Origin of the sequence: Pseudomonas syringae CC1557 (genome assembly GCF_000452705.1) — a bacterium.
Classification (GTDB): Bacteria; Pseudomonadota; Gammaproteobacteria; order Pseudomonadales; family Pseudomonadaceae; genus Aquipseudomonas; species Aquipseudomonas syringae_F.
This window is the reverse complement of the sequence record NZ_CP007014.1, coordinates 53,013-76,531: the sequence shown is the minus strand read 5'-3', so window position 1 is coordinate 76,531 and position 23,519 is coordinate 53,013. Positions and strand designations below refer to the sequence as shown.

At 60.0% G+C, this 23,519-nt stretch carries 23 protein-coding genes; 16 read left to right on the top strand and 7 right to left on the bottom strand.

Features of this window, described 5'->3' with window-relative positions; all coding sequences use genetic code 11:
- The first annotated feature begins 86 nt into the window (after nucleotides 1-86).
- The 4 genes from N018_RS00360 (at nucleotide 87) to N018_RS00345 (ending at nucleotide 5,437) form a co-directional block, all read left to right on the top strand.
- Nucleotides 87-806, top strand: a complete 720-nt coding sequence (locus N018_RS00360) for a class I SAM-dependent methyltransferase (protein ID WP_024646720.1) — start codon at nucleotides 87-89, stop codon at nucleotides 804-806.
- Between the two features lie 266 nt (nucleotides 807-1,072).
- Nucleotides 1,073-2,725 carry a Na/Pi cotransporter family protein gene (locus N018_RS00355; RefSeq protein ID WP_024646721.1) on the top strand — a complete coding sequence of 551 codons (1,653 nt, stop codon included), beginning with the start codon at nucleotides 1,073-1,075 and terminating at the stop codon, nucleotides 2,723-2,725.
- A gap of 57 nt (nucleotides 2,726-2,782) precedes the next feature.
- The gene (locus N018_RS00350) at nucleotides 2,783-4,159 is read left to right on the top strand and encodes a M16 family metallopeptidase (protein ID WP_025388562.1); all 1,377 of its coding nucleotides are present in this window, start codon (nucleotides 2,783-2,785) and stop codon (nucleotides 4,157-4,159) included.
- Nucleotides 4,160-4,255: 96 nt separating this feature from the next.
- Nucleotides 4,256-5,437: a DUF5924 family protein gene (locus tag N018_RS00345; RefSeq protein ID WP_025388561.1), complete on the top strand. Its 1,182-nt coding sequence runs from the start codon at nucleotides 4,256-4,258 to the stop codon at nucleotides 5,435-5,437.
- A gap of 4 nt (nucleotides 5,438-5,441) precedes the next feature.
- Here the strand turns inward: N018_RS00345 and N018_RS00340 are convergent, their stop codons facing one another.
- Nucleotides 5,442-6,683: a nucleoside recognition domain-containing protein gene (locus tag N018_RS00340; RefSeq protein ID WP_024646724.1), complete on the bottom strand. Its 1,242-nt coding sequence runs from the start codon at nucleotides 6,681-6,683 to the stop codon at nucleotides 5,442-5,444.
- A gap of 269 nt (nucleotides 6,684-6,952) precedes the next feature.
- Complete coding sequence (argH, locus tag N018_RS00335; protein ID WP_025388560.1) at nucleotides 6,953-8,347, bottom strand: argininosuccinate lyase; 1,395 nt, start codon at nucleotides 8,345-8,347, stop codon at nucleotides 6,953-6,955.
- A gap of 134 nt (nucleotides 8,348-8,481) precedes the next feature.
- Between argH and N018_RS00330 the strand changes: the two genes are divergently transcribed.
- The 8 genes from N018_RS00330 to N018_RS00295 all read left to right on the top strand — a co-directional run bounded on the left by N018_RS00330 (nucleotide 8,482) and on the right by N018_RS00295 (nucleotide 16,058).
- On the top strand, nucleotides 8,482-9,564 hold the full coding sequence (locus N018_RS00330; protein WP_024646726.1) for a sensor histidine kinase: 1,083 nt from the start codon (nucleotides 8,482-8,484) through the stop codon (nucleotides 9,562-9,564).
- Nucleotides 9,561-10,310 (top strand): LytR/AlgR family response regulator transcription factor, encoded by a 750-nt coding sequence (locus N018_RS00325; protein WP_024646727.1) that lies wholly within the window; start codon nucleotides 9,561-9,563, stop codon nucleotides 10,308-10,310. The genes N018_RS00330 and N018_RS00325 overlap by 4 nt, the downstream gene beginning before the upstream one ends.
- 234 nt (nucleotides 10,311-10,544) lie before the next feature.
- Entirely contained in the window at nucleotides 10,545-11,486 is a 942-nt protein-coding gene (gene hemC / locus N018_RS00320) for a hydroxymethylbilane synthase (protein ID WP_025388559.1), read from the top strand.
- A complete protein-coding gene (locus tag N018_RS00315) occupies nucleotides 11,483-12,259 on the top strand; it encodes a uroporphyrinogen-III synthase (protein WP_025388558.1) in 777 nt (258 codons plus the stop codon). Before hemC ends, N018_RS00315 begins: the two co-directional genes overlap by 4 nt.
- A 50-nt stretch (nucleotides 12,260-12,309) precedes the next feature.
- Nucleotides 12,310-13,431, top strand: a complete 1,122-nt coding sequence (locus N018_RS00310; protein WP_024646730.1) for a uroporphyrinogen-III C-methyltransferase — start codon at nucleotides 12,310-12,312, stop codon at nucleotides 13,429-13,431.
- Nucleotides 13,428-14,672, top strand: coding sequence for a heme biosynthesis protein HemY (locus tag N018_RS00305; protein ID WP_025388557.1), 1,245 nt, complete (start codon nucleotides 13,428-13,430; stop codon nucleotides 14,670-14,672). The genes N018_RS00310 and N018_RS00305 overlap by 4 nt, the downstream gene beginning before the upstream one ends.
- A gap of 211 nt (nucleotides 14,673-14,883) precedes the next feature.
- Nucleotides 14,884-15,411, top strand: a complete 528-nt coding sequence (locus N018_RS00300) for a disulfide bond formation protein B (RefSeq protein ID WP_024646732.1) — start codon at nucleotides 14,884-14,886, stop codon at nucleotides 15,409-15,411.
- Nucleotides 15,412-15,584: 173 nt separating this feature from the next.
- The gene (locus tag N018_RS00295) at nucleotides 15,585-16,058 is read left to right on the top strand and encodes an Rsd/AlgQ family anti-sigma factor (RefSeq protein ID WP_024646733.1); all 474 of its coding nucleotides are present in this window, start codon (nucleotides 15,585-15,587) and stop codon (nucleotides 16,056-16,058) included.
- A 72-nt stretch (nucleotides 16,059-16,130) separates the two neighbouring features.
- Here the strand turns inward: N018_RS00295 and N018_RS00290 are convergent, their stop codons facing one another.
- On the bottom strand, nucleotides 16,131-16,805 hold the full coding sequence (locus tag N018_RS00290; protein WP_024646734.1) for an FKBP-type peptidyl-prolyl cis-trans isomerase: 675 nt from the start codon (nucleotides 16,803-16,805) through the stop codon (nucleotides 16,131-16,133).
- 217 nt (nucleotides 16,806-17,022) lie between these two features.
- Here N018_RS00290 and N018_RS00285 point away from each other — a divergent pair, with 217 nt between their 5' ends.
- Complete coding sequence (locus N018_RS00285) at nucleotides 17,023-17,997, top strand: AlgP family protein (protein ID WP_025388556.1); 975 nt, start codon at nucleotides 17,023-17,025, stop codon at nucleotides 17,995-17,997.
- On the opposite strand, the gene N018_RS00280 is transcribed toward N018_RS00285, so the two are convergent.
- Complete coding sequence (locus N018_RS00280) at nucleotides 17,994-18,470, bottom strand: TIGR02444 family protein (protein WP_025388555.1); 477 nt, start codon at nucleotides 18,468-18,470, stop codon at nucleotides 17,994-17,996. The genes N018_RS00285 and N018_RS00280 overlap by 4 nt on opposite strands.
- Before the next feature lie 46 nt (nucleotides 18,471-18,516).
- On the opposite strand from N018_RS00280, the gene N018_RS00275 reads away from it, so the two are divergent.
- The 3 genes from N018_RS00275 (at nucleotide 18,517) to N018_RS00265 (ending at nucleotide 21,737) form a co-directional block, all read left to right on the top strand.
- Nucleotides 18,517-20,427 (top strand): ATP-binding cassette domain-containing protein, encoded by a 1,911-nt coding sequence (locus tag N018_RS00275; RefSeq protein ID WP_024646737.1) that lies wholly within the window; start codon nucleotides 18,517-18,519, stop codon nucleotides 20,425-20,427.
- A 16-nt stretch (nucleotides 20,428-20,443) separates the two neighbouring features.
- Nucleotides 20,444-21,037 carry a mechanosensitive ion channel family protein gene (locus N018_RS00270; protein ID WP_025388554.1) on the top strand — a complete coding sequence of 198 codons (594 nt, stop codon included), beginning with the start codon at nucleotides 20,444-20,446 and terminating at the stop codon, nucleotides 21,035-21,037.
- Nucleotides 21,038-21,104: 67 nt separating this feature from the next.
- Entirely contained in the window at nucleotides 21,105-21,737 is a 633-nt protein-coding gene (locus tag N018_RS00265; RefSeq protein ID WP_025388553.1) for a LysE family transporter, read from the top strand.
- A 37-nt stretch (nucleotides 21,738-21,774) separates the two neighbouring features.
- Here the strand turns inward: N018_RS00265 and N018_RS00260 are convergent, their stop codons facing one another.
- The 3 genes from N018_RS00260 to N018_RS00250 are packed head-to-tail and all read right to left on the bottom strand — an operon-like array spanning nucleotide 21,775 to nucleotide 23,519.
- Entirely contained in the window at nucleotides 21,775-22,515 is a 741-nt protein-coding gene (locus tag N018_RS00260) for a hypothetical protein (protein WP_025388552.1), read from the bottom strand.
- Between the two features lie 3 nt (nucleotides 22,516-22,518).
- Entirely contained in the window at nucleotides 22,519-23,109 is a 591-nt protein-coding gene (gene lpoB / locus N018_RS00255; RefSeq protein ID WP_024646741.1) for a penicillin-binding protein activator LpoB, read from the bottom strand.
- 38 nt (nucleotides 23,110-23,147) lie between these two features.
- A complete protein-coding gene (locus tag N018_RS00250; protein WP_025388551.1) occupies nucleotides 23,148-23,519 on the bottom strand; it encodes a YcfL family protein in 372 nt (123 codons plus the stop codon).

The window sequence follows — 23,519 nt, the reverse complement described above, 5'->3', positions numbered from 1 at the left end:
TACTTGCACTGACGCCAAAGCCCGACACGGATGCTTCAGCAAGATAGCCGGCACATCCCCTACCGACCCCGTCAAGGATCTCGACCATGAAGCAGTATGTTGAAAACTATCAGCCCATCGAAGGTTGCCCACCTGCATCTGGCCACGTGGAAGGTGATTCGGTGTCCCCAAAAGCGATGATTTTCCATATCCTCAAGGATCTCAGCGCTGATGTAGAAGTTCTGGATATCGGCTTTGGCTCCGGAACAATGGGGGCCTTGATCAAATCGAATCCGGACACTGCGCACTGGTCGGTAGATGGCATCGATGGCTGGGAGGCCAACTGCCAGAATTCGCAGCTGTATGAAAACGCCACCTACCGCAACATCTGGCATGGTCTGGCTCAGGAGTTGTCATCCGAGCGGCTCGCTCAGTACCGGATAATCTGCCTGCTGGACGTTGTCGAGCACCTGACGGCAGACACTGCACGATGGCTGGTACGGACGCTGCTTTCCAGTCTGGGGCCGGACTCCTACCTGTTTATCAGCACCCCGCTGTGGTTCTACCCGCAGGACGCTCAGCAAGAAGGTGATCTTGAGGAACACCTGATCGGCGTGCCCGCATCCTCGATGATGGCGCTGTGTCCGCACCTGTATGCAGTCAATCGGCCACTGATCGGCGGGTTCGTATTCAGCCGTCGCAGTCTGGATTTCGTGGAGTTTTTCCAGCCCACTGCGGATAAATCGTTTTCGTATGAAAAGGGCATGAAGGTCGCAAAAGCCGTCGGGATGAAACTCGAACCCAACGTCGCATTCACCATGGATTGACCGGGTAATCCACTTGCCGTCTTCGGGCGGCAAGTTGGCGCCAGCGCATGAACTGTCTGCGGCATGTCCATGGCATGTGCCCGTAAGCGACATCAAAATACTGATTTATGACACTTTTATTTCAATGACTCTCGCCCTGTGCGATGCTGGCGCCAAGGCCAAAGGCCGACTAAAGCTTAGTAGAGCGCTATAAACCCGTCCTCGCTCGCTACACGCTACATCTTTCAATTCATCGCCTGAACGGGCAAACCTCAGGGGCTTTCTGCATGCTGACCCTGCTCGATTTGCTGTCTGCTGTCGCCCTGCTGATCTGGGGCACACATATCGTGCGCACCGGCATCCTTCGTGTTTACGGAGCGCAACTGCGCCGCTTGCTCAGCCAGAACATGTCCAAACGGCCGCTGGCGTTCATCGCCGGCATTCTGGTGACCGCCACCGTGCAGAGCAGTAACGCTACCGCCATGCTGGTGACCTCCTTCGTCGGCCAGGGCCTGATGACGCTGACGCCTGCGCTGGTGATCATGCTGGGGGCCGATGTCGGCACGGCACTGATGTCCCGCGTGCTGACATTTGACTTGTCATGGCTGTCGCCGCTGCTGATTTTCCTCGGCGTGGTGTTCTTCCTGTCGCGCAAACAGACCCGCGCCGGCCAAATGGGCCGGGTCGGTATCGGTCTGGGCTTGATCGTACTGGCGCTGCAATTGATCGTCGCGGCTGCCGCGCCGATCACGCAGGCGGCCGGTGTGAAGGTGCTGTTTGCATCGCTGACCGGCGACCTGTTGCTGGATGCGCTGGTAGGCGCCATGTTCGCGCTGATTTCCTACTCCAGCCTGGCAGCGGTGCTGTTGACTGCCACGCTGGCAGGCACCGAAGTCATCGGTTTGCCGGTCGCGATCGGGCTAGTGATCGGCGCCAACATCGGCAGTGGGCTGCTAGCGTTCCTCAGCACCAGCATGCAGAACGTTGCCGGTCGGCAAGTGGCGCTCGGCAGCCTGCTGTACAAACTGCTTGGCTTGCTGCTGATCATTCCGGTGCTCGATCCGCTAGTCGAATGGATCGACACGCTGGGCTTTCGTCCACAGGAACTGGTCATCGGCTTTCATCTGATCTACAACACCGTGCGCTGCCTGATCATGCTGCCCACCGTGGCCCCGATGGCGCGGCTGTGCTCGTACTTGCTGCCACAGCAGAATGAAACCGGCGGGCTGGCCAAACCTCGGCATCTGGACCTGACCGCGCTGTCGACGCCCAGCCTCGCACTGGCCAACGCAGTGCGCGAAACCTTGCGCATGGGCGACCTGATCGAAAGCATGCTCGGTTCGATGCTGGCGGTGCTGCGCGGTACGCAAACAGCCGTCACGCAGGAAGTGCGCCGTCTGAACGACGACGTTGAAGCACTGTATAGCGCGATCAAGCTGTATCTGGCGCAGATGCCCCGTGAAGACCTCGGCGAGCACGATAACCGGCGCTGGGCCGAGATCATCGAGCTGACCATCAACCTGGAACTGGCCAGCGGCCTGATTGAACGCATGCTGCGCAAGATCCAGCAGCAGAAGACCGCGCATCGTCGCTCCTTCTCCGAAGTCGGGCTCGAAGAGCTGGCCGATCTGCATATTCAGCTCCAGTCAAACCTGCGCCTGGGGCTTTCGGTTTTCCTCAGCGGCGATCACGAAAGTGCGCGTCAATTATTGCGTGAGAAACGCCGCTTCAGGGCCGAGGAACGTCGCCTGGCCCACGCTCACGTCAGCCGCCTGCGCAACAAGGTGGTGCAGAGTATAGAGACCAGCTCGCTGCACCTGGAGCTGATCGCCGACATGAAACGCCTCAATTCGCTGTTCTGCAGCAGCGCCTACGCAGTACTGGAAACCGCTGACACAGGCGCCTTGTCGAGCGAGGACGAACCCGAACGATCACGGTGAACGTAAGGGCAGAGGTGAAGTCTGTTAAACATACCGGCCCGTCAGGAAAGCTGTTTTATGCGTTGCCTGCTGTTCGCTTGTCTGCTCCTCGGTTCACTCCCTTCGTTTGCCCTTGACCGTCTTCAGGTCGAGGGCTATCTGCTGCCCAATGGTTTGCAAATCCTTCTCAAGCCCGGTTATGAAAAGGGCCATGTGGCCATCCGGCTGGTCGTGGGCATCGGTTTCGATGACTTTCCCTGTGCGGACAAGGAATTGCCACACCTGCTGGAACACCTTTTGTTCAGCGGAGTTGATGACAGTGGCGAAGGCGGGCTCGAAGAGCGCATGCAGGCACTTGGTGGCGAATGGAATGCGTTTACCAGCAATGCCGACACCACCTTTGTGATCGAAGCACCCGCGCGCAACCAGCGCAAGGTGCTGGACCTGCTGCTGGAGATCATGACCCGAACCGAGCTGAGCCAGGCGCGTCTGGACGGCGTCAAGCGTGTGGTGGAGCGCGAAGACGGCGGACACTTCTCGCATTTACAGCACCTGCTTGAGCAACACGACTCGGGACGCAGCGCCAGCAGCCGGCTGGCCGTGGAGCTGGGCTTGAAGTGCGCCGAACGCCCCGAGGTCGACGGCATCAAGCTGGAGCATGTCGAGGACGTGTTTGCCAACTGGTACGCACCCAACAACATGACGCTGATCGTGGTGGGCGATCTGGACAAGCTGCTGCCTGCCTATCTGGAGCGAACGTTCGGCAAGCTGGCACCGACCGATCCGATCGACCACCCGCCGCTGGCGCAAAGCAACGGCGCTGCCGAGCCGCGTCGCGAGCTGCAACGGGGTGGTCTGGGGGCCAACGCCAGGTTGCATCTGATCTATCCTGAGCCGCAACTCGACGACCAGCACGATGAGACCTGGGATCTGGTCAAAGCGTATCTCGACTGGGCGCTCTACACTGAGCTGCGCCTGAAGCACGGGCTGTCCTACGGGCCGTCGGCAGAGCGCGAAGTGTTCGGCGATGTCGGCTTCCTGAGCCTGAACGCCGACGTCGAGCGTGAAGATGTCACCGAAACCGAGCAGGATATCCGGACGCTGGTCGAGCGTTTGCAGAAAGAGGGCATGCAGCCCGCCACGTTTGCGCGACTGCAACAGCTCGCTATTGACCGGCAATCGTGGGCCACTCAGGGCAACAGTGCGCTGGCCGACTACTATTGGAGCGCGCTCAACGACTATGAAAACGGGCGCTTTGGCGACCCTGCAAAACGTATCAAGGCGGTGAGCCTCGATACTGCCAATCAAGCCATGCGTCAGTTACTCGCCCAGCCTGGCTACATGCGAATCGAAAAACCGCTGCTCAGCTACGACGGCCTGTATGGATTGCTGGCGGGAGCACTGGCCCTGATTGTGCTGCTGGCCTTGTGGCGCTGGCGGACCCGAAAAAAATAGAATCCTGATACCTGACTGCACGTCTGGTGCAGGCACCGCGCAGCGTTTGGTACGCTGCGCGGTTTTTGTATGAATCAACCTGAGTGAACGACCCCGATGCTTGATCTGAACCGCTATGTGACACCCGTGCTCAACTTGATGCAGCGCTATCCGGGGCTCATTGCGGCGTTTGGTTTCGTTTCCGGGATCGCCAGTTTCATTCTGGTTGACCGCCAGGAAAGCCTGGCCACCTGGATCGCAGTGGTCATGTTGATCAGTTGGCTGTGGCTGATGATCGAGAACACCATGGTCGGGCTGCTCAACAAGGCACTGGGGCGCGAAATTCCGCAAGGCCTGCTGCGCTATGGCACGCAGATGATCCACCAGGAAAGCCTGTTTTTCGTGCTGCCGTTCTTTTTCATCACCACCACCTGGAACAGCGGTCAGGCCGTCTTCACCGCAGCGCTTGGGGCCGCTGGACTGATCTCGATCATTGACCCGCTCTACTACAAATGGCTGGCACCAAGGCGCTGGCTGTTCATGACGCTGCACACCCTGACGCTATTTGCCGCGCTGCTCACCGCGCTGCCAATCATCCTGCACCTGACCACCGCCGAGAGTTACAAGCTGGCACTGGGCGTGGCGATGCTGTTGTCGGCACCCAGCCTGATGTCGAACTTCCCGCTCAACACCTGGCGCAGCGCGGCGACCGTTATCACGATGATCCTGGCCATCGGCGCGGCGGGCTGGCTGCTGCGCTCCTGGGTGCCACCGGCGACACTCTGGTTGACCGAGGTGGCGGTCAGCCCGGATTTCGATAACAAGAATCGCACGCCAGGGGACAGCATCTCGCTGATCAGCGTCAAACAGTTGCGCAACGGTGGTCTGTACGCCTACACCGCCATCAACGCGCCACGCGGCCTTGATGAGCGCATTTACCATGTGTGGTGGCACGAAGGTCAGGAGATGGACCGCATCGCCCTGGACATCCACGGCGGGCGCAAGGAAGGCTATCGCGCCTGGACGCGCAAGCAGAACTTCCCGCAGGACGTCACCGGCCGCTGGCAGGTGCGAGTGCTGACCGAGGATGGGCAGATGATCGGCGTGTTGCGTTTCGTGGTAACCGACAACGACCAGCCAGCCGTGAAACGACCGACTGGCAGGCTGATCAAGCTCAAGCCGGGCGGCGACCCAACCGAAGAAGCAACGCCTGAATCGGCACCTGCGGAACCTGAGGCCAGCGAGCAGAAGCAGGAGGCTGCTCCGGCCGAGTCAGCACCCGCAGCGCCAGCGCAATAGCGTCCTAGCTGGCAGTCGCGCCGAAAAACCAATAGCAGACGAAGATTGCTGCCACAACGCCGGAAAATTCAGCCAGCAGCGCGCAACCCACTGCATGACGGGCGCGCTGAATGCCTACCGCACCGAAGTACACCGCCAGTACATAGAAAGTGGTTTCGGTGCTACCCTGAATCGTCGCAGCCGCCAGTGCGGCGAAGCTGTCCACGCCCTGGGTCTGCATGGTTTCTATCAGCAAGGCACGGGCAGCGCTGCCGGAAAAGGGTTTGACCATCGCCGTCGGCAGCGCATCGACAAAGCGGGTATCCAACCCCAGCCACTGCACCACATGCCGAATGCCTTCGAGGCCGAAGTCCAGCGCTCCTGAGGCACGCAGCACGCCCACCGCGCAGAGCATCGCGACCAGATAAGGCAGCAGACTCTTGGCGACGTCGAAGCCTTCTTTCGCGCCTTCGACGAAGGCCTCGTAAACCAGCACTTTGCGCAGCGTGCCGATGATCAGGAACATCATGATCAGGCCGAACAGCGTGAGGTTGCCCAGAATCGACGACAGGCCCGCCAGCGCAGCCGCCGAAAGGGTGCCGAGAAAGGCCATGAACGCCCCCAGCAGCAAAGCGCCGGGGATCAGATAGGCGAGCACCACCGGGTCCCACAAGCGCAGCCGCTGCATGAAGGCTACCGACAGCAGGCCGACGATAGTCGAAACGCTGGTCGCCAGCAGGATCGGCAGGAACACCAGCGTCGGATCGGGCGCACCTTGCTGAGCGCGGTACATGAAGATCGTCACCGGCAGCAGGGTCAGAGACGAGGCATTAAGTACTAGAAACAGGATCTGCGCGTTACTGGCAGCGGTCTTGCTGGGATTGAGCTCCTGCAACGAACGCATGGCTTTCAGGCCGATAGGCGTCGCCGCGTTGTCGAGACCCAGGGCGTTGGCGGCAAAGTTGAGGGTAATAAGACCCAGCGCCGGATGGCCTGGCGGGACTTCCGGCATCAGGCGCAGGAACAGTGGCCCGAGGACTTTGGCCAGCCAGTCGACAATCCCGGCCTTTTCCGCGATACGCAGAAAACCCAGCCACAGGGTCAGCGTGCCGAACAACAGCACCATCACCTCGACCGACAGCTTGGCCATGGCAAAGATGCTTTCGACCATCGCCGCAAAAATGCCCGCATTGCCGCCCACCAGCCACTGCACCAGCGCTGAAATCGTCGCCACGACAAAAAAACCAAGCCACAGGCCATTAAGCATCGGATAAGTCCTTCACAAGATGCGGGGGATGATAACGGCGGGGTGCGCTGGAGGGAAATCGGCAGGTGTTGAAAGACTCGTAGGAACGATAAGTGCCCGGGAGAGCACTGTCGTGCCAATGCTCCGCGTCGGCATGCAATTCGTGACGCTCTGAGTCACACATCTGTGCCGCGGTGCGCCTTCAGGATCGGACGCAGAGCCTCCAGGAGGGCGTTCCCACGCGGAGTGGGAACGATGATCAGAGGCTCCGGCGTGGGTGCGGGGTATGTTCAGCGCCCGGCCAGCAGCTCCTGGCCGCGAACCACGGCGGCGCGGACTTGCTCGGGAGCGGTGCCACCGATGTGGTTACGGGCATTCACAGAGCCTTCCAGGGTCAGCACCGCGAACACATCCTGCTCGATCTGGTTGCTGAACTGACGCAGCTCTTCCAGGCTCATTTCCGCCAGGTCCTTGCCGGTTTCCACGCCGTATTTCACGGCATGACCCACAATTTCATGGCAGTCACGGAACGGCAGGCCACGGCGCACGAGGTAGTCAGCCAGATCGGTCGCCGTGGAGAACCCGCGCAGCGCCGCTTCGCGCATGATCGCGTGCTTCGGTTTGATCGCCGGGATCATGTCGGCGAAAGCACGCAGCGAATCACGCAGGGTGTCGGCAGCGTCGAACAAAGGTTCCTTGTCTTCCTGGTTGTCCTTGTTGTAGGCCAGCGGCTGGCCTTTCATCAAGGTCAGCAGGCCCATCAATGCGCCGAATACACGGCCGCTCTTGCCGCGTACCAGTTCAGGGACGTCAGGGTTTTTCTTCTGCGGCATGATCGAGCTGCCCGTGCAGAAGCGATCCGGCAAGTCGATGAACTGAAATTGCGCACTGGTCCAGAGCACCAGCTCTTCCGAGAAGCGCGACAGGTGCATCATGGCAATGGAAGCGGCCGAGCAGAATTCGATGGCGAAATCGCGATCCGACACGCCGTCCAGCGAGTTGCCACCCACCACGTCGAAGCCGAGCAGTTTGCAGGTCAGTTCGCGGTCGATCGGGTAAGTGGTGCCCGCCAGCGCAGCGCTGCCCAGCGGCATGCGGTTCAGACGCTTGCGACAGTCCACCAGACGCTCGTAGTCGCGGCTGAGCATTTCAAACCAGGCCAGCATATGGTGACCAAATGTTACTGGCTGGGCCGTCTGCAAATGCGTGAAGCCGGGCATGATGGTTTCAGCTTCGCGCTCGGCCTGCCCCAGCAAACCTTGCTGCAGACGCGTGATCTCACTCAGGATCAGGTCGATTTCGTCACGCAACCACAGGCGAATATCAGTGGCCACCTGATCGTTGCGGCTGCGACCGGTGTGCAGCTTCTTGCCGGTGATGCCGATGCGGTCGGTCAGGCGTGCTTCAATGTTCATGTGCACGTCTTCCAGATCGACGCGCCACTCGAAGCTGCCGGCCTCGATTTCCGCCTGGATGGTGTGCAGGCCTTCAACGATGGTATCGCGCTCGGCGTCGGTCAGAACGCCCACCTTGGCCAGCATCGTGGCGTGGGCGATGGAGCCCATGATGTCGTGGCGATACAGGCGTTGATCGAAGGTGACGGAGGCAGTGAAACGTGCGACGAATGCGTCGACGGGTTCACTGAAGCGGCCGCCCCAGGACTGGTTGGTCTTGTCGGTGCTCATGGATTCGCTCGTTGCTCAACAGTAAGTGGCGTGCCCGATACCTGGCACAAGGGCGGTAGCGATGATAACAGGGTTGATGCTTTTTTATTCCCGGATGGCTTGCTGCCGACGAGGCCAGGGCAGAGACTGAAGCCATGCAGACCAAACCGTTGAAACACCCCGCCAGGCCCGTTCCCGGCAAAGACTTTTTCCTCCCCGAACTGTGCCTGCCGCAGGCATTGCTGGTGCTCGTGGTGCTGGCCGAGCTGCTGGTGTTGATTCTGGTGCTGGTAGAACCGATGCGCAGCGGGTTCGACTGGGTGCGCCTGGCGCTGATGTCACTGTTCGTGCAGTGGATCGTACTGCTCTCGGCGGCGCTGCTCTGCGGGCTGCGGCCTTGGCTGGCGCGCCTGACGCCAGGGCTGGCCGGCATGCTCAGCTGCCTGCTGGTGGTCGGTTTGACGTTATTGTGCACGGCCGTCACCGATGTGTGTCAGCTTACCGGGAGAATCTCGATCAGCGGGATGGTCGAGCGTTACCTGCGTTACTCGACTATCGCCTTGATCATGTCAGCCCTGATGCTGCGTTACTTCTATCTCCAGAGCCAATGGCGCAAGCAGCAACAGGGCGAACTGCGAGCAAGAATCGAATCATTGCAGGCACGTATCCGCCCGCATTTTCTGTTCAACACCCTCAACAGTATTGCGAGCCTGGTCGCCAGCGACCCGGTCAAGGCGGAGCAGGCGGTACTGGATTTGTCTGACCTGTTTCGTGCCAGCCTGGCCAAGCCCGGGAGCCTGGTGACATGGGCCGAAGAGCTGGCGTTGGCAAAACGATATTTATCGATTGAGCAATATCGCCTCGGCGAGCGTCTACAGTTGGACTGGAGGGTAAGCACAATTCCCGATGATTTGCCGATTCCCCAGCTAACCTTGCAGCCATTACTTGAAAACGCTTTGATCTATGGCATTGCTCCGCGAATCGAAGGGGGCGTAGTGACAGTCGAAGCAGACTATGAAGAGGGAGAGTTCATATTGAGCGTCAGCAATCCCTATGAAGAAGCTGCCACTCGGCAGACTTCCAATGGTACTCAGCAAGCCCTGACAAATATCGGTGCACGTATCGCGGCACTTTTTGGTCCGCACGCCAGTCTGAGCGTGGAGCGCCGTGACGGTCGTCACTACACCTGTCTACGCTATCCTTGTGCGAGACTCACGCAGGAAGCCAGAGCTATATGAATGTCCTGATCGTTGATGACGAACCCTTGGCCCGCGAGCGACTCAGCCGCATGGTCAACGAAATCGAGGGTTACCGAGTACTGGAATCCAGCGCCTCCAATGGCGAAGAAGCCTTGGCGCTGATCGAAACCCACAAACCGGATATCGTATTGCTCGATATCCGAATGCCGGGCCTTGATGGCCTGCAAGTCGCGGCGAGGCTGTGCGAGCGTGAAGCGCCGCCAGCCGTCGTGTTCTGCACCGCACACGACGAGTTTGCCCTGGAAGCTTTTCAGGTCAGCGCGGTCGGCTACCTGGTCAAACCCGTACGCTCCGAGCATCTGATCGAAGCCTTGCGCAAGGCCGAGCGCCCGAATCGCGTTCAGTTGGCAGCGATGACTCGCCCTGCTGCCGAAAGCGGCTCAGGTCCGCGCAGTCATATCAGCGCCCGCACCCGTAAGGGCATCGAGCTGATTCCGCTGGACCATGTGATCTATTTCATTGCTGATCACAAGTACGTCACCCTGCGACATGAAGGTGGAGAGGTCCTGCTGGACGAGCCATTGAAGGCACTGGAGGACGAGTTCGGTGATCGGTTCGTGCGTATTCACCGCAACGCACTGGTGGCGCGCGACCGAATCGAGCGCATGCAACGCACGCCGCTTGGGCACTTTCAGTTGTTCGTGAGAGGTCTTCAGGCCAGCGATGCTCTGACTGTCAGCCGCCGTCATGTGGCGGGCGTTCGCAAAATGATGCAGCAGCTCTAGGGTTTCCATCCACTCCGGGACCCCGAATGCCAAGGCCGAGTCACGGAACTGATCGAAATCTCAGGGCTGTGCGTTTTCCGGCTTCTGCATCGCCAAACCTTCTTGTCAGATCCCTCAACCGCTGGCCGATTCGCTGCCCGGGAACGGTGGACTGACGCAAGTTTTCAGGCAGCACTGAAGTCGTTCCGGCTGAGCTGTTATTATCCGTCGCATCTATTCAGTACGGATTGTTCAATGTCCTCTCGCGAAATCCGCATTGCCACCCGCAGAAGCGCGCTGGCCCTATGGCAGGCCGAATACGTAAAAGCGCGCCTGGAACACGCTCATCCGGGCCTTATCGTCACGCTGGTGCCCATGATCAGCCGTGGCGACAAGCTGTTGGACTCGCCCCTGTCGAAAATTGGTGGCAAGGGCCTGTTCGTCAAAGAGCTGGAAACAGCGCTTCTGGAAGACACCGCCGACATCGCCGTGCATTCGATGAAAGATGTGCCGATGGACTTCCCTCAGGGGCTGGGCCTGTTTTGTATCTGCGAACGTGAAGACCCACGCGATGCATTTGTATCCAATACCTTCGATAGCCTCGAAGCGCTGCCGGCCGGCAGCGTGGTCGGCACCTCCAGCCTGCGTCGCCAGGCCCAGTTGCTGGCGCGACGCCCGGACCTGCAAATCCGCTTCCTGCGCGGTAACGTCAATACCCGGCTTGCCAAGCTGGATGCCGGTGAGTACGACGCAATCATCCTCGCCGCAGCCGGCCTGATTCGCCTGGGCTTCGAAGACCGCCTCACCTCGTCGATCAGCGTCGACGACAGCCTGCCGGCAGGTGGGCAGGGCGCGGTCGGTATCGAATGCCGCAGTGTCGATGCCGAAATTCACGCGCTGCTTGCGCCCCTGCATCACGAAGACACCGCTGTGCGCGTGATTGCCGAGCGTTCGCTGAACAAGCACCTTAACGGTGGCTGCCAGGTTCCCATCGCCTGCTATGCCGTGCTGGAGGGCGATAACGTCTGGTTGCGGGGCCTGGTCGGCGATCCGTCCGGCAGTCTGCTGCTGCGTGCAGAAGCCCGCGCACCGCAAACTTCGGCCCAGGCACTGGGCGTGGAAGTCGCAGAAGCGTTGTTGGCGCAGGGTGCAGCCGAGATCCTCAAGGCGGTTTACGGCGAGGCCAATAACCCATGAATGGCTGGCGTCTGCTGCTGACTCGTCCTGCCGAAGAATCAGCGGCGCTGGCCAGGCTGTTGGCCGACGCCGGAATCTTCAGCAACAGTCTGCCCTTGCTTGAAACCGAGCCTTTACCCTTGACGCCTGCGCAGCGTTCGATCATTTTCGAGCTGCTCAATTATTGCGCAGTAATCGTCGTCAGCAAGCCGGCTGCGCGTCTGGCCATCGAGCTGATCGATGAAGTGTGGCCGCAGCCGCCCATGCAACCCTGGTTCAGTGTGGGTTCAGCTACCGGGCAGATACTGCTCGATTACGGCCTGGATACAAGCTGGCCGGAACAGGGTGACGACAGCGAGGCCTTGCTTGAACTGCCGCGCCTGAAGCAGGCGATTGCCACACCCGGAAGCCGGGTATTGATCATGCGCGGTGACGAGGGACGCGAACTGTTGGCCGAGCAATTGCGCGAGCAGGGAGCAGATGTCGACTACCTGCCGTTGTACCGGCGCTACCTGCCGCAGTACGCTGCTGGCACCCTGTTGCAGCGCGTGAGGTTGGAACGCTTGAACGGGCTGGTGGTCAGCAGTGGGCAGGGTTTTGAACATTTACTGCAAATGGCAGGTGATTCATGGCCGGATCTGGCCGGTTTGCCGTTATTTGTACCGAGCCCCAGGGTTGCCGACATTGCGCGCGCAGCCGGTGCCCGAACCGTTATTGATTGCCGTGGCGCCAACGCTACGGCATTGCTGGCAGCGTTGCGGAATCAGCCTCAGCCTGCCGTGAAGGCGTATTGATCGACACTTGTCGTTTACGCTACTACGCCAAAATGCAAAGGATGGGATACGTGAGCGAAACAGCCTTGCCTAAAGACGAAGAATCGGTTTTGAAAACATCGAATTCCACGCCCGACCCCGTGCGCGTCGAGCGTACCGGCAACCGCAGCAGTAGCTTGGTGATCCTCGCATTGCTGCTCGGCATCGCCGGCGTCGCCGTGGCGGGCTGGGGAGTCTGGCAACTGCGCATGCTGCAGGCCGGACACCAGCAACAACGCGGGCAGGTTCAGGACATCGCCGAACAGACTCTGGTGCTGGCTCAAAACGACCAGCAACTGAGCGCACGTCTCGCGCAAATTCCGCCTGCCGACCAGCTGGAAGACAGTCGTCGTCTGGTGGCGCAGTTGCAGGGCGACCAGCAACGCCTTAGCCAGCGCCTTGAAACCGTGCTGGGTGCCAGCCGCAAGGACTGGCGTCTGGCCGAGGCCGAACATTTGCTGCGCCTTGCCAGCCTGCGCCTGTCAGCACTACAGGACGTTAACAGCGCACAGGCCCTGGTTCAGGGTGCCGATGAAATTCTGCGCGAACAGGACGATCCTGGGTCTTTCGCCGCACGCGAGCAACTGGCCAAGAGCCTGGCCGCGCTGCGCAGCGTCGAGCAGCCGGATCGTACCGGCCTGTTTCTGCAACTGGCTGCACTTCGCGAGCAGGCCGTTCAGCTCAACACGCTGGCTCCCGAATACGAAGACAAAGGTCAGTCGCTGCTTGGCCTGACCGAAGACAAGACTGAAGACAGTCAGTGGTCACGCTGGTGGGATCAGATCTCCCATTACTTCCGCATCGACTTCAATGCCGACAAGGACATCCGTCCGGTGCTGGCAGGTCAGTCCCTCTCGCAAGTGCGTCTGGCCCTGAGCCTTGCGCTGGAACAGGCGCAGTGGGCCGCGCTCAACGGTGAGCCGCAGGTTTATGCCAAGGCCGTTGCCGAGGCTCAGAGCGTACTCAAGGCCAATTTCAATCAGGAAGACCCGCAGAGCAAAGCGTTGAGCGTTGGTCTTGACGACGTGGCGAACAAGCCGGTGTCGGTCAAGACACCTGATCTGGCGCCAACGCTGAGCGCCGTGCAGGCCTACCTTGAGCGCCGCCATGCCGTCAGCCAGCCAGCCGAGGCGCAGCAGGGGACCAGCCGATGAAGCGCTTCTATGTGCTGTTGTTCATCGCTATAGTTGCGGCAGCGCTGATCGGCGTCGCCATAGCGGATCACTCCGGTTATGTGCTGATCGCCTATAAAAACTTCCGCTACGAATCGAGCCTGTGGGCCACCCTCGCACTGCTGCTCGCGGTGCTGCTGGTGATCTTCCTCGTCAGGTTGTTGATTACCTTGCTGACCACTTCTGGCAAAGTGGTCAATCCATGGTCGCGCCGTAACCGCCATCGTCGCGTGCAAATGGCCATCGAACAGGGCCAGATGGACCTCGCCGAAGGCCGCTGGACCAGCGCGCAGCGTCACCTGCAACGGGCAGCAGAAGCCGATGCGCATCCACTGCTTTACTACATCGGCGCCGCACGCGCCGCCAATGAGCAAGGGCGTTACGAAGACTGCGACAGCCTGCTGGAGCGCGCACTTGAGCGTCAGCCACAGGCCGAGCTGGCGATTGCCCTGAACCACGCTCAGTTGCAGCAGGACCGTGGCGACACCGACGGCGCGCTGACCACATTGCATGCCATGCACCAACGTCATCCGCACAACCCTCAGGTGCTTCGCCAGCTACAGCGTCTGTATCAGCAAAGGGGCGACTGGTCCGAGCTGATTCGTTTGCTGCCCGAGCTGCGCAAGGACAAGGTTCTGCCCTCCAGGGAGCTTGCCGAACTGGAACGCCGTGCCTGGGGTGAGAACCTGACGCTGGCGGGTTATCGCGATAATAGCGAAGGGGCCTTGACCGGTCTGCCGTCACTGGAACAGGCGTGGCAGAGCCTGAGCTCCGCGCAGCGTCAGGAACCGCAACTGGTACTGGCCTATGCCGATCAGCTGCGTCGACTAGGTGCCGAGACCCAAGCTGAAGAGGTGCTTCGCACAGCACTCAAGCGCGACTACCACAGCCACCTGGCACGCCTATACGGGCTGGTGCGCGGCAGCGACCCGTTGAAGCAGCTACAGACTGCGGAAGGCTGGCTCAAGCATCACCCCAGCGACCCAAGCCTTTTGCTGAGCCTTGGCCGCATTTGTCTTCAAGGTCGGTTGTGGGGCAAGGCGCGGGATTACCTGGAGAGCAGCCTGCGCCTGGAACGTAATCCTGAAACCTGCGCGGAGCTGGCGCGACTGCTTGCGCAGCTGGGCGAGACGGATCGCAGCAATCAGTTGTTTCAGGAAGGCCTCGGTCTGCTCGACGAACGCTTCCTGTCACGCCCGCTACCCGCACTGACCCAAAGCTGAATCTGCCGAGAGCCCTGTAAAAGGGCTCTCTCGGCCTTAAAGCCAGCAAACATCGGCATGTGGGAATTCTCCTACGGCACCGTGTAAAAAAACCGCACCGCAGCGTGTTTGTTTTCGTGGTTAAACAGCGAAGCATCCGCACGCCGCCACCTTGAAAGCCTCGCATCCTTTCCTCTAACGTGATCGCCTCGTCCTTTGTTACGGATTTGCCATGTATCTGGCTCGCACACGCTTCCTGTATTTCCTGGTATCGCTGGCCTGCGTACTGATCATCGGCACCGCCATTTACGTTCAGCAAGCCTTTGGTCTTGAACCCTGCATCCTGTGTATCTTGCAACGTGTCGCGTTTGTCACCTGCGGTGTTCTGGCGCTGGCCGCCGCCTGCCACGCGCCTGGTGCCGCGGGTTTGCGTCGCTACAGCCTGGGGCTGCTGCTGTTTACTCTGGCAGGCATGGGCACCGCAGGTGTTCAAGTGTGGCTGCAAACTGCCTCGGTCGATCAATTGATACCTTTCATTGCAAGACTCGAACATTTATTGAGCTTTCTGTCGCTGGACATGTGCATAGACCGGGTGCGCAGCGATGCAATGCTTTGCGCCGAAATCACCTGGTCCCTGCTCGGCATGAGCCTGCCGGAGTGGAGCGTGCTGGCTTTTGCGGGCTTGGCCGCGGCTGCTCTGTATCCGCTTTCCAGCGAATTACTTGCCTGGCTGGCGGCGCAGAATCGGCAAGCGTATTAAACGCTTGTATGAACTTTATCTCCTGCGTACCTTGATGGCCTTACCGAGCGGGCATAGTCTGGGCCGCACGCGTCACTGGAATCATGCTGTCCTGACGCATCATCAAGCCAGCTCCTTGTGCGTCATCGAGGCTGGCACAGGACCGCACGCCCCCGAAGGGAAGAGAGAAGACCATGCTGGAAAGTTGTCAGAATGCTCAGGAACGCTGGGGCGGGGTCAACAAGCTGATTGATCGCTGGCTGGAAAGCCGTCTTGAACTGATCGAAGCCTACGATGCGCTGGGTGACACACCCGAAGCGTTGGCAGCCGATCTGGAAGGTTTACAGAATCTGTGCGGAATTCTGGTGGATTACGTTTCAGCCGGGCACTTCGAAGTCTACGAACAGCTTGGCGATGAGGCCAGGGCATTCAATGACGAGCGCGGCCTTGAGCTGGCGGACACCATTTACCCGCGTCTTGATGTCATCACCAAGTTCGCGCTGGCGTTCAATGACCGTTGCGACAAGGGCGATTGCTCGGACGCAGCCGTGCTCGCCAAAGAGTTCAACCAGTTGGGTCGCTTGCTGCATGAGCGTTTCGAGCTGGAAGATTGCCTGATCGAGGTACTGCACACGTCGCACAAGGAAGAACTCGCCGCGCAGCTGTGATGCCGAACATACAAATATGCCAGGGGTGCTTTTTGCACCCCTTTTCATGTGTGCCACAGGGCGCTTGGTCGTTTATTGTGAAACGCCAACCAGCTCGATTTCGAATACCAGCGGCGTGAACGGGTCGATCAGGTCACCGGCACCTTCGGCACCATAAGCCTGATCCGAAGGGATCACCAGCCGCCATTTCGCACCCGTCGGCATGTTCTGCAGGGCGCTGGTCCAGCCGCTGATCACGCTGTCGAGCCTGAACCACTGCGGCTGGGTACTCTGGTCGAAGATCGTGCCGTCCGGCAGACGCCCCACATAGCGCACTTCCACCCGGCCATTGGCATCAGGTTTGGGGCCGCTGCCCGGCGTCAGTTCGGTCATGAGAATGCCGTCAGCCAGCACCTTGACGCCGGGTTTGGCCTTTTCAGCGTCCATGAAACGGCGCTCGGCACCCAGGGCTGCCTCGGTGGGTGCGTCTGTACCTGTTGTTTCGGCTTGCGCGATCGCCGCGTCATGCTCACGCAGAATCTGGTCGATGCGCTCCTGCTTAAGGGCCAGCGGCTTGCCTTGATAGGCCTGCCTCAAACCGTCTACCAGCGCCTTGAGATCAAGATCCGGAACTTCCTGATGCAGACGCTCGCCAAGGCTTGCGCCCAGGCTGTAAGCCAGGTCGTGACTGTCACTGGAGGGCGGCGCTTCGGCAGCCTGGGCCAGGGGTAGCAAGAAGAACAACGACGTTAACAGGTAGCGCGACATTAATGCTCTCCGGCCTGGGAAGTTGGCGATTATGCCAGTGCCAGGACGTGTAGTGATCAGTCTTGAGATATGAATTTCACGATACCTGCGCATCGTCGTGCCGTAATCATTTTTTGCAGTATGCAACAGCGCCCCGTTAGTGGTGTCAATATGCCCTAGCGGCGATGCGCGCAGAAGCCTAGTATGAGCCGCAATTTCGTCACCCAGGAGGTAAGTCATGTCGGCCAAAAAGAAGCCAGTAAATACTCCGTTGCATTTGCTCCAACAATTATCGGGCAGCTTGCTTGAACATCTGGAAGACGCCTGCTCCCAAGCTTTGGCTGATGCCGAGAAACTGCTCGCCAAGCTTGAGAAACAACGCGGCAAGGCGCAGGAAAAACTGCACAACGCCCGTATCAAATTGCAGGATGCTGCCACCGCAGGCAAATCCAAGGCCCAGAACAAGGCCAAAGGCGCTGTGTCCGAGCTGGAAGAATTGCTGGATGCGCTCAAGGAGCGTCAGACAGAGACCCGCACTTACATCCTGCACCTCAAGCGCGATGCTCAAGAGAGCCTGAAACTGGCTCAGGGTATTGGCCGAGTGAAAGAGGCGGTCGGTAAAGTTCTGACCGCTCGTAATGCCAAACCTGCTGCACCGAAGGTCGCTGCCAAGGCACCTGCTGCAAAAGCGCCAGTGAAAGCTGCCGCCAAGCCCGTCGCCAAAACGGCTGCCAAGCCTGCTGCCAGCGCTAAAACGGCGTCCGCCACTGCCGTAACCAAGGCACCGGCTGCAACCAGAACGCCTGCAAAACCAGCCGCTAAACCAGCTGCCAAGCCAGTTACCCGGTCGACTGCCGCTGCCAAGCCAACCGCTGCGAAAACAGCGGCTGCCAAGCCAGTTGCAGCCAAATCGACTGCCGCCAAACCGGCGGCCAAACCTGCCGCGAGCAAAGCACCTGCGGCTGCCAAAACCACTGCAAGCAGTGCTGCAAAACCCACAGCCAAGCCAGCAGTAAAGGCCCCAGCCAAAGCGCCGGTGAAAGCAGTGGCCAAGCCTGCCGCTAAATCGGCCGCGAAGCCCGCTGCAAAACCGGCTGCTGCCAAGTCGGCGACGCCAGCGCCTGCTGCTGCCAAAGCTACACCGGCAGCCGCCGCACCAGCCGCTGCACCGGCAACACCGAGCAACAGCGTAACGCCAACCAGCGCTTCCTAAGCCTGGTCAACGCTGAGATCGGCCGCGATGCGCAACACTTGTAGCGCATCGCGGTTCTCTGCCGCTTCCCCCTCTGCAAGTCCTTCAAGCCAGTCGCCTGTGTTACCTGCCTCGCCACCCGGCCAGCCATCAGTCAGTGTCTCAAGCCTCAGCAGCAGACTCTGCTCGGCTTCCAGTTCCAACGCCTTGACCCTGGTTCGCAGTGCATCCAGCGCGGCATCCTGATGGGCAGAATCACGCCATTGATTGCGTAAAACCCGAAGTGGGCGCACCACCTCATCGTGCCAAGGCGTCGCTAATTGTCCGATTTGCATTAATCGTTGCGCATTACAGGCCACGCCGCGCGACTCCAGCCAGACGCCGCAAAGCACCATGCACAAGTTGGCCCCGTTGGCTTGTAGCGCAAGACAAGCCTGTTCCACACCCGGCCGGGCGTAGAAATCGAGGGTGAAACTCCAGAGCGCTGAAGGCATAGTGATCCACCTGTTCAGGACGAAGCTGGTAGACTCCGCCGCCATTATGATTCGACTTCAAAGCCTTACCTTACAGCGTGGTCCGCAACGTCTGCTAGAAGACGCCGAGCTGACCCTGCACGCCGGCCATAAAGCCGGTCTGATCGGTGCCAATGGCGCCGGTAAATCCAGCCTGTTCGCTTTGCTGCGCGGCGAGCTGACGCCTGACGCCGGTGACTGCCTCTTGCCCGCCGACTGGCGCATCGCGCACATGCGTCAGGAGGTCGATACCCTCGAACGCCTGGCCGTGGACTACGTGCTCGATGGCGACGAGCGCCTGCGGGAAGTGCAGAGCTCACTGGCCGAGGCCGAAGCCGCGCAGGACGGCGCTGCTCAGGCACGTCTGCATTCGGAGCTCGACAGCGCCGACGGTTATACCGCCGACGCCCGCGCTCGCAAGCTGCTGGCGGGTCTGGGCTTCACCAACGAGCAGATGGAGCGTCAGGTCGGCAGCTTCTCCGGTGGCTGGCGGATGCGCCTGAACCTGGCGCAGGCGCTGATGTGTCCATCAGACCTGCTGCTGCTCGATGAGCCCACCAACCACTTGGACCTGGACGCCATTCTGTGGCTTGAAGACTGGCTCAAGAGCTACCCCGGCACCTTGCTGCTGATTTCCCACGACCGGGATTTTCTCGACGCTGTGGTCGACCACATTGCCCACGTAGAACAGCGCAAGATCACCCTTTATCGCGGTGGCTACAGCGCCTTCGAACGTGCCCGCGCCGAACGTCTGGCCCAGCAGCAACAGGCCTACGAGAAGCAGCAGGTGCAACGTGCGCACATGGAAAAATACATTGCGCGCTTCAAGGCCCAGGCTACCAAGGCCCGTCAGGCACAGAGCCGCATAAAGGCGCTGGAGCGCATGGAGGAGTTGTCCGCTGCGCATGTCGACTCGCCGTTCAACTTCGTCTTCCGTGAATCCGACAAGATCTCCAGTCCTTTGCTGGACCTGTCCGATGCGCGTCTGGGCTACGGCGACAAGACCGTCCTGGAGAAGGTCAAGCTGCAACTGACTCCCGGCGCGCGCATCGGCTTGCTGGGCCCCAACGGCGCAGGCAAGTCGACACTGATCAAAAACCTCGCGGGCGAGCTTGAGCCGCAAAGCGGTCGACTGGTGCGCGGCGAAAACCTGACCGTGGGCTACTTTGCCCAGCATCAACTCGACTCACTGGACGCCAAGGCGACGCCGTTGCTGCACTTGCAACGCCTGGCACCCACCGAGCGTGAACAGACGCTGCGCGACTTTCTCGGCGGTTTCGACTTCCGGGGCGCACGCCTCGACGAGCCGGTGCTGAATTTCTCCGGCGGCGAAAAAGCACGTCTGGCGCTGGCTCTGATTGCCTGGGAGAAACCCAATCTGTTGCTGCTTGACGAACCGACCAACCACCTGGACCTGGAAATGCGCCTCGCGCTGACCATGGCCTTGCAGGAGTTCGGCGGCGCGGTACTGGTGGTGTCTCACGATCGGCATTTGCTGAAGAGCACCACCGATGACTTCCTGCTGGTGGCCGACGGCCGCGTGCAGGAGTTCGATGGCGATCTGGATGACTACACCCGGTGGCTGGCCGACTACCGGCTGCGCAACGCGCCCGTCAGCAATACCCCGGTCAACGCCGACAAGACCGACAAGAAAGCCCAGCGCCAGCAGGCAGCCGCGTTGCGTCAGCAATTGGCGCCGCACAAGCGCGAAGCCGACAAGCTGGAGCGCGATCTCGGGCTGGTCAATGAAAAACTCGCCAAGGTCGAAGAGGCCCTGGCAGACAGCGGCAATTACGATGCCGCCAACAAGGACAAGCTGCGCGATCTGCTGGCCGATCAGGCCAGGTTGAAGGCCCGTGAATCCGAGCTGGAAGACGCCTGGATGCAGGCGCTGGAGCTACTGGAGTCGATGCAGGCCGAACTGGAAGCATTATCGTGAGTGAGGCAAAGGAGTGATGGAAATGTTGGGCTTGCCGGTATCCGCGTACTGGCTTGAGCCGCTGTTGATCGGTGTGCAGATCTTGCTGATCCTGCTGGCCGGTTATGTGCTGCAGCGGATCGTCGGCGGTTTTCTGACCGGTCTGGGTGATCGCTATCCACTGCCGCCAGAGCTGCTGGTGCCGGTTCGTGGTGGTTTGCGCTGGCTGATCATGGGCAGCGCGTTCGTTTTCGTGCTGGGCAGGCTCGGCGTTTCGGCAACGGTGTTGTGGACTGCATTGTCCGGCTTCGTCGCCGTCGCCGCCGTGGCGTTCTTCGCGATGTGGAGCGTGCTGTCGAACCTGCTCTGCGCCATCCTGATCTTCACCATCGGCCCATTCCGCATCGGCGACATGGTCGAGCTGGTCGACACGCTGGACAAGCCCGGAGTCAAGGGTCGGGTGGTCGACATCAACCTGATGTTCACCACCCTCATCGAAACCCCGGAAGCGGGCGGCGCACTGGTTCAGGTGCCTAACAGCCAGTTTTTCCAGAAGTCGGTGCGTCGCTGGCGCGGCAGCGATCTGTTTCCACAGACGGTGGTCGCTAAGCAGCCCGATGAGCAGGACTAGAAATAGTTAGCGCTGCCAGGCAACACGCATTAATTTATCGAGCATTGGACTTTGCCTGAGGTGCGTAATGGCGTTTGAAATGTGGCTGGGCTTTTTTGCGGCCTGCTGGATTATCAGTCTTTCCCCCGGCGCAGGCGCCATTGCCTCGATGTCCTGCGGGCTGCAATACGGCTTCTTGCGCGGCTACTGGAACGCGCTGGGGCTGCAAATCGCACTGGTGGCGCAGATCGCGATTGTCGCGGCGGGGCTGGGTGCCGTGCTGGCAGCTTCCGAGATGGCGTTCACGCTGATCAAGTGGTTCGGCGTTGCGTACCTGGTCTATCTGGGCATCAAACAATGGCGCACACTGCCCACCGACCTTGCTGATGAGTCTGCCGTGCGCCCTGTCGGTAAACCGATGACGCTGGTAATGCGCGGCTTTCTGGTCAACATCAGCAACCCCAAGGCAATGATTTTCATATTGGCGATTCTGCCGCAGTTCATTGATCCGGCTGCGCCACTGCTGATCCAGTACGTCATCATTGCGGCGACCATGGTGGTGGTCGACCTGATCGTCATGGCGGGTTACACCGGGCTGGCATCGAAGGTGCTGCGCGTGCTCAAGACACCGCGCCAGCAACGTCGCCTGAACCGCACTTTTGCCAGCCTGTTCGTGGGCGCGGCCGGCTTTCTGGCGACGTTGCATCGCAGTACGACCTGAGTATGAAGTCTGACCGCTCGCACCCTGCTGCCAGTGCCTAGCGCAGAATGTGCGGGGCTTCGTCGCGGGGCAGGCTGTTCTGCGGTTCGCGGCGCTCGTTGAGCTCGACTTCGCCACGTAACTGTTCGCGTAACTGCCGCGCGACGTCTTCGCCAATTGATCTGGAGACTTCGCGCACCACCAGGCCGCGATTGAGCGAAACCTTGATATCCCGTCCGTTCACCAGTTTGGTGTCCTGACCTTCGCCCATCGCGGTAAAGGCCGAGGTAATTTCGAACGTCCGCGTGTTGATCAGGCTGAAGTCGGCCACCAGGGTCAGCCCCAGAATCGCCGAGTGGCTGGTGGTATTGGCTATTTCGCCGACGTCCTGACGAAAGTCGATGTCTGAAACAGTGCCGAACAGCACGTAGTCCGCACCCTTGAAATTACCGTTCTTGATACGCTTGATCACGTCGTAGACGTCTTCCTTGGCACCTGCGGTGTAAGGCGTGCCCTGCACCAACTGGAACATCCCGGACTTGAGAATCTCACCCTTGATGTCACCACTGAATTTACGCAGCTCGCCCTGTTCGATGTAGCTGGTGCGCGACTCGTACTCGTCATAACTGGACGACGCACTGGCGCTGTAGCGATTGGCTTGCAGGTTGCTGCGTGCCGAAACGGTGTGGATGTATTGCTCCACACGCTCCTGAAACGCCATGTCTGTCACCGCAACCCTGGGGGCGGCCTGCGCCCCCATCGCGCACACCATGCTGATAATGCCGATCCATGCGCGCATTGATTACCGCTCCGTAGTTTTGCGGATTTCTTTTTCGTCCATCCATTCGGCCAGACCGCTCTCGACGTCAATCAATTGCAGGCTGAATTTGTAGAAAACATCCTTGTAGTCGCTGCTGCGTTTGACGATAGAGCTGATCGAGCCTTCCAGGCGGTATTTGGCGGCGACCATGTTACCGGTCTTGGCGACGGTGTTTTTCTTGTACAGACCGCTCTGATTTTGCAGCTTGAGCTGGTCGACCTGATTCTGCATCTGGTTGTCATCGCTGGCGAAACGGGCAACGCCGCTTTTCATCAGTTGGGTCTTGATCGACGTGGTGATTTCGCGGGTATCGATGTACTCGCTGGTCTTGTTCTTCACGTCATACACCTGAACCACCGGGCGACCTTGCAGAGTGCCGGACTGGGCCAGCGAGCGGGTCATGCTTTCCGCGATCATCTGCAGGTCGGTAGAGCCAAATTCGTTGGTGATGGTTTCGACGGCCTTGGTATCGCCATAACTGATGTTCTTGCTGCCAAGACCCGGTGAGGTATTGGCACAGCCAGTAAGTAAAAGGGCGATGGCGGCAATGGAGCAGAAGTGTCTGGACAGCATGATTTGATTCTCCGGAACTGAAAACAGTGGGCGACAGGTCAAGGCGTATTGATTTCGATGCGGAAATCAGTCGCGCGCGGAACCGGCGCGATGGCAGGCAGCACGGTGCTCTGCGAGCCATACAGCGTCATGCTTTTCCAGCTTTCTTCGTCGGCGACAGGGAAACCGTCGCTACCCAGCCAGGCAAAACGGTAATACAGCATCGTGTTGCGGCGGCCGGTGTTGGTCAGCTGAGCCTTGACCGTGAGGAAGCCGTTTTCGCGTGCGACACGCATCGCGCCGACTTCGATATTTTTAGTTTTACCCATCGATACCACCTTGCTGGCAGCACTGCCTGCAACGGGCGGCGGCGGGGTTGCGCAGCCAGCCAGCAGGGAAAGTACCAGCACGCCGAAAATCTTCATACGCAT

Bases quoted from the DNA above. Each gene is read 5' to 3' on its own strand.
- N018_RS00275 (WP_024646737.1), top strand. From the start codon at position 18,517: ATGATTCGACTTCAAAGCCTTACCTTACAGCGTGGTCCGCAACGTCTG.
- N018_RS00265 (WP_025388553.1), top strand. From the start codon at position 21,105: ATGGCGTTTGAAATGTGGCTGGGCTTTTTTGCGGCCTGCTGGATTATC.
- N018_RS00300 (WP_024646732.1), top strand. From the start codon at position 14,884: ATGTATCTGGCTCGCACACGCTTCCTGTATTTCCTGGTATCGCTGGCC.
- N018_RS00330 (WP_024646726.1), top strand. From the start codon at position 8,482: ATGCAGACCAAACCGTTGAAACACCCCGCCAGGCCCGTTCCCGGCAAA.
- N018_RS00355 (WP_024646721.1), top strand. From the start codon at position 1,073: ATGCTGACCCTGCTCGATTTGCTGTCTGCTGTCGCCCTGCTGATCTGG.
- N018_RS00250 (WP_025388551.1), bottom strand. From the start codon at position 23,519: ATGCGTATGAAGATTTTCGGCGTGCTGGTACTTTCCCTGCTGGCTGGC.
- N018_RS00315 (WP_025388558.1), top strand. From the start codon at position 11,483: ATGAATGGCTGGCGTCTGCTGCTGACTCGTCCTGCCGAAGAATCAGCG.
- argH (WP_025388560.1), bottom strand. From the start codon at position 8,347: ATGAGCACCGACAAGACCAACCAGTCCTGGGGCGGCCGCTTCAGTGAA.
- N018_RS00280 (WP_025388555.1), bottom strand. From the start codon at position 18,470: ATGCCTTCAGCGCTCTGGAGTTTCACCCTCGATTTCTACGCCCGGCCG.
- N018_RS00360 (WP_024646720.1), top strand. From the start codon at position 87: ATGAAGCAGTATGTTGAAAACTATCAGCCCATCGAAGGTTGCCCACCT.
- N018_RS00290 (WP_024646734.1), bottom strand. From the start codon at position 16,805: ATGTCGCGCTACCTGTTAACGTCGTTGTTCTTCTTGCTACCCCTGGCC.
- N018_RS00305 (WP_025388557.1), top strand. From the start codon at position 13,428: ATGAAGCGCTTCTATGTGCTGTTGTTCATCGCTATAGTTGCGGCAGCG.
- N018_RS00345 (WP_025388561.1), top strand. From the start codon at position 4,256: ATGCTTGATCTGAACCGCTATGTGACACCCGTGCTCAACTTGATGCAG.
- N018_RS00285 (WP_025388556.1), top strand. From the start codon at position 17,023: ATGTCGGCCAAAAAGAAGCCAGTAAATACTCCGTTGCATTTGCTCCAA.
- N018_RS00270 (WP_025388554.1), top strand. From the start codon at position 20,444: ATGGAAATGTTGGGCTTGCCGGTATCCGCGTACTGGCTTGAGCCGCTG.
- N018_RS00350 (WP_025388562.1), top strand. From the start codon at position 2,783: ATGCGTTGCCTGCTGTTCGCTTGTCTGCTCCTCGGTTCACTCCCTTCG.
- N018_RS00340 (WP_024646724.1), bottom strand. From the start codon at position 6,683: ATGCTTAATGGCCTGTGGCTTGGTTTTTTTGTCGTGGCGACGATTTCA.
- N018_RS00260 (WP_025388552.1), bottom strand. From the start codon at position 22,515: ATGCGCGCATGGATCGGCATTATCAGCATGGTGTGCGCGATGGGGGCG.
- N018_RS00325 (WP_024646727.1), top strand. From the start codon at position 9,561: ATGAATGTCCTGATCGTTGATGACGAACCCTTGGCCCGCGAGCGACTC.
- N018_RS00295 (WP_024646733.1), top strand. From the start codon at position 15,585: ATGCTGGAAAGTTGTCAGAATGCTCAGGAACGCTGGGGCGGGGTCAAC.
- hemC (WP_025388559.1), top strand. From the start codon at position 10,545: ATGTCCTCTCGCGAAATCCGCATTGCCACCCGCAGAAGCGCGCTGGCC.
- lpoB (WP_024646741.1), bottom strand. From the start codon at position 23,109: ATGCTGTCCAGACACTTCTGCTCCATTGCCGCCATCGCCCTTTTACTT.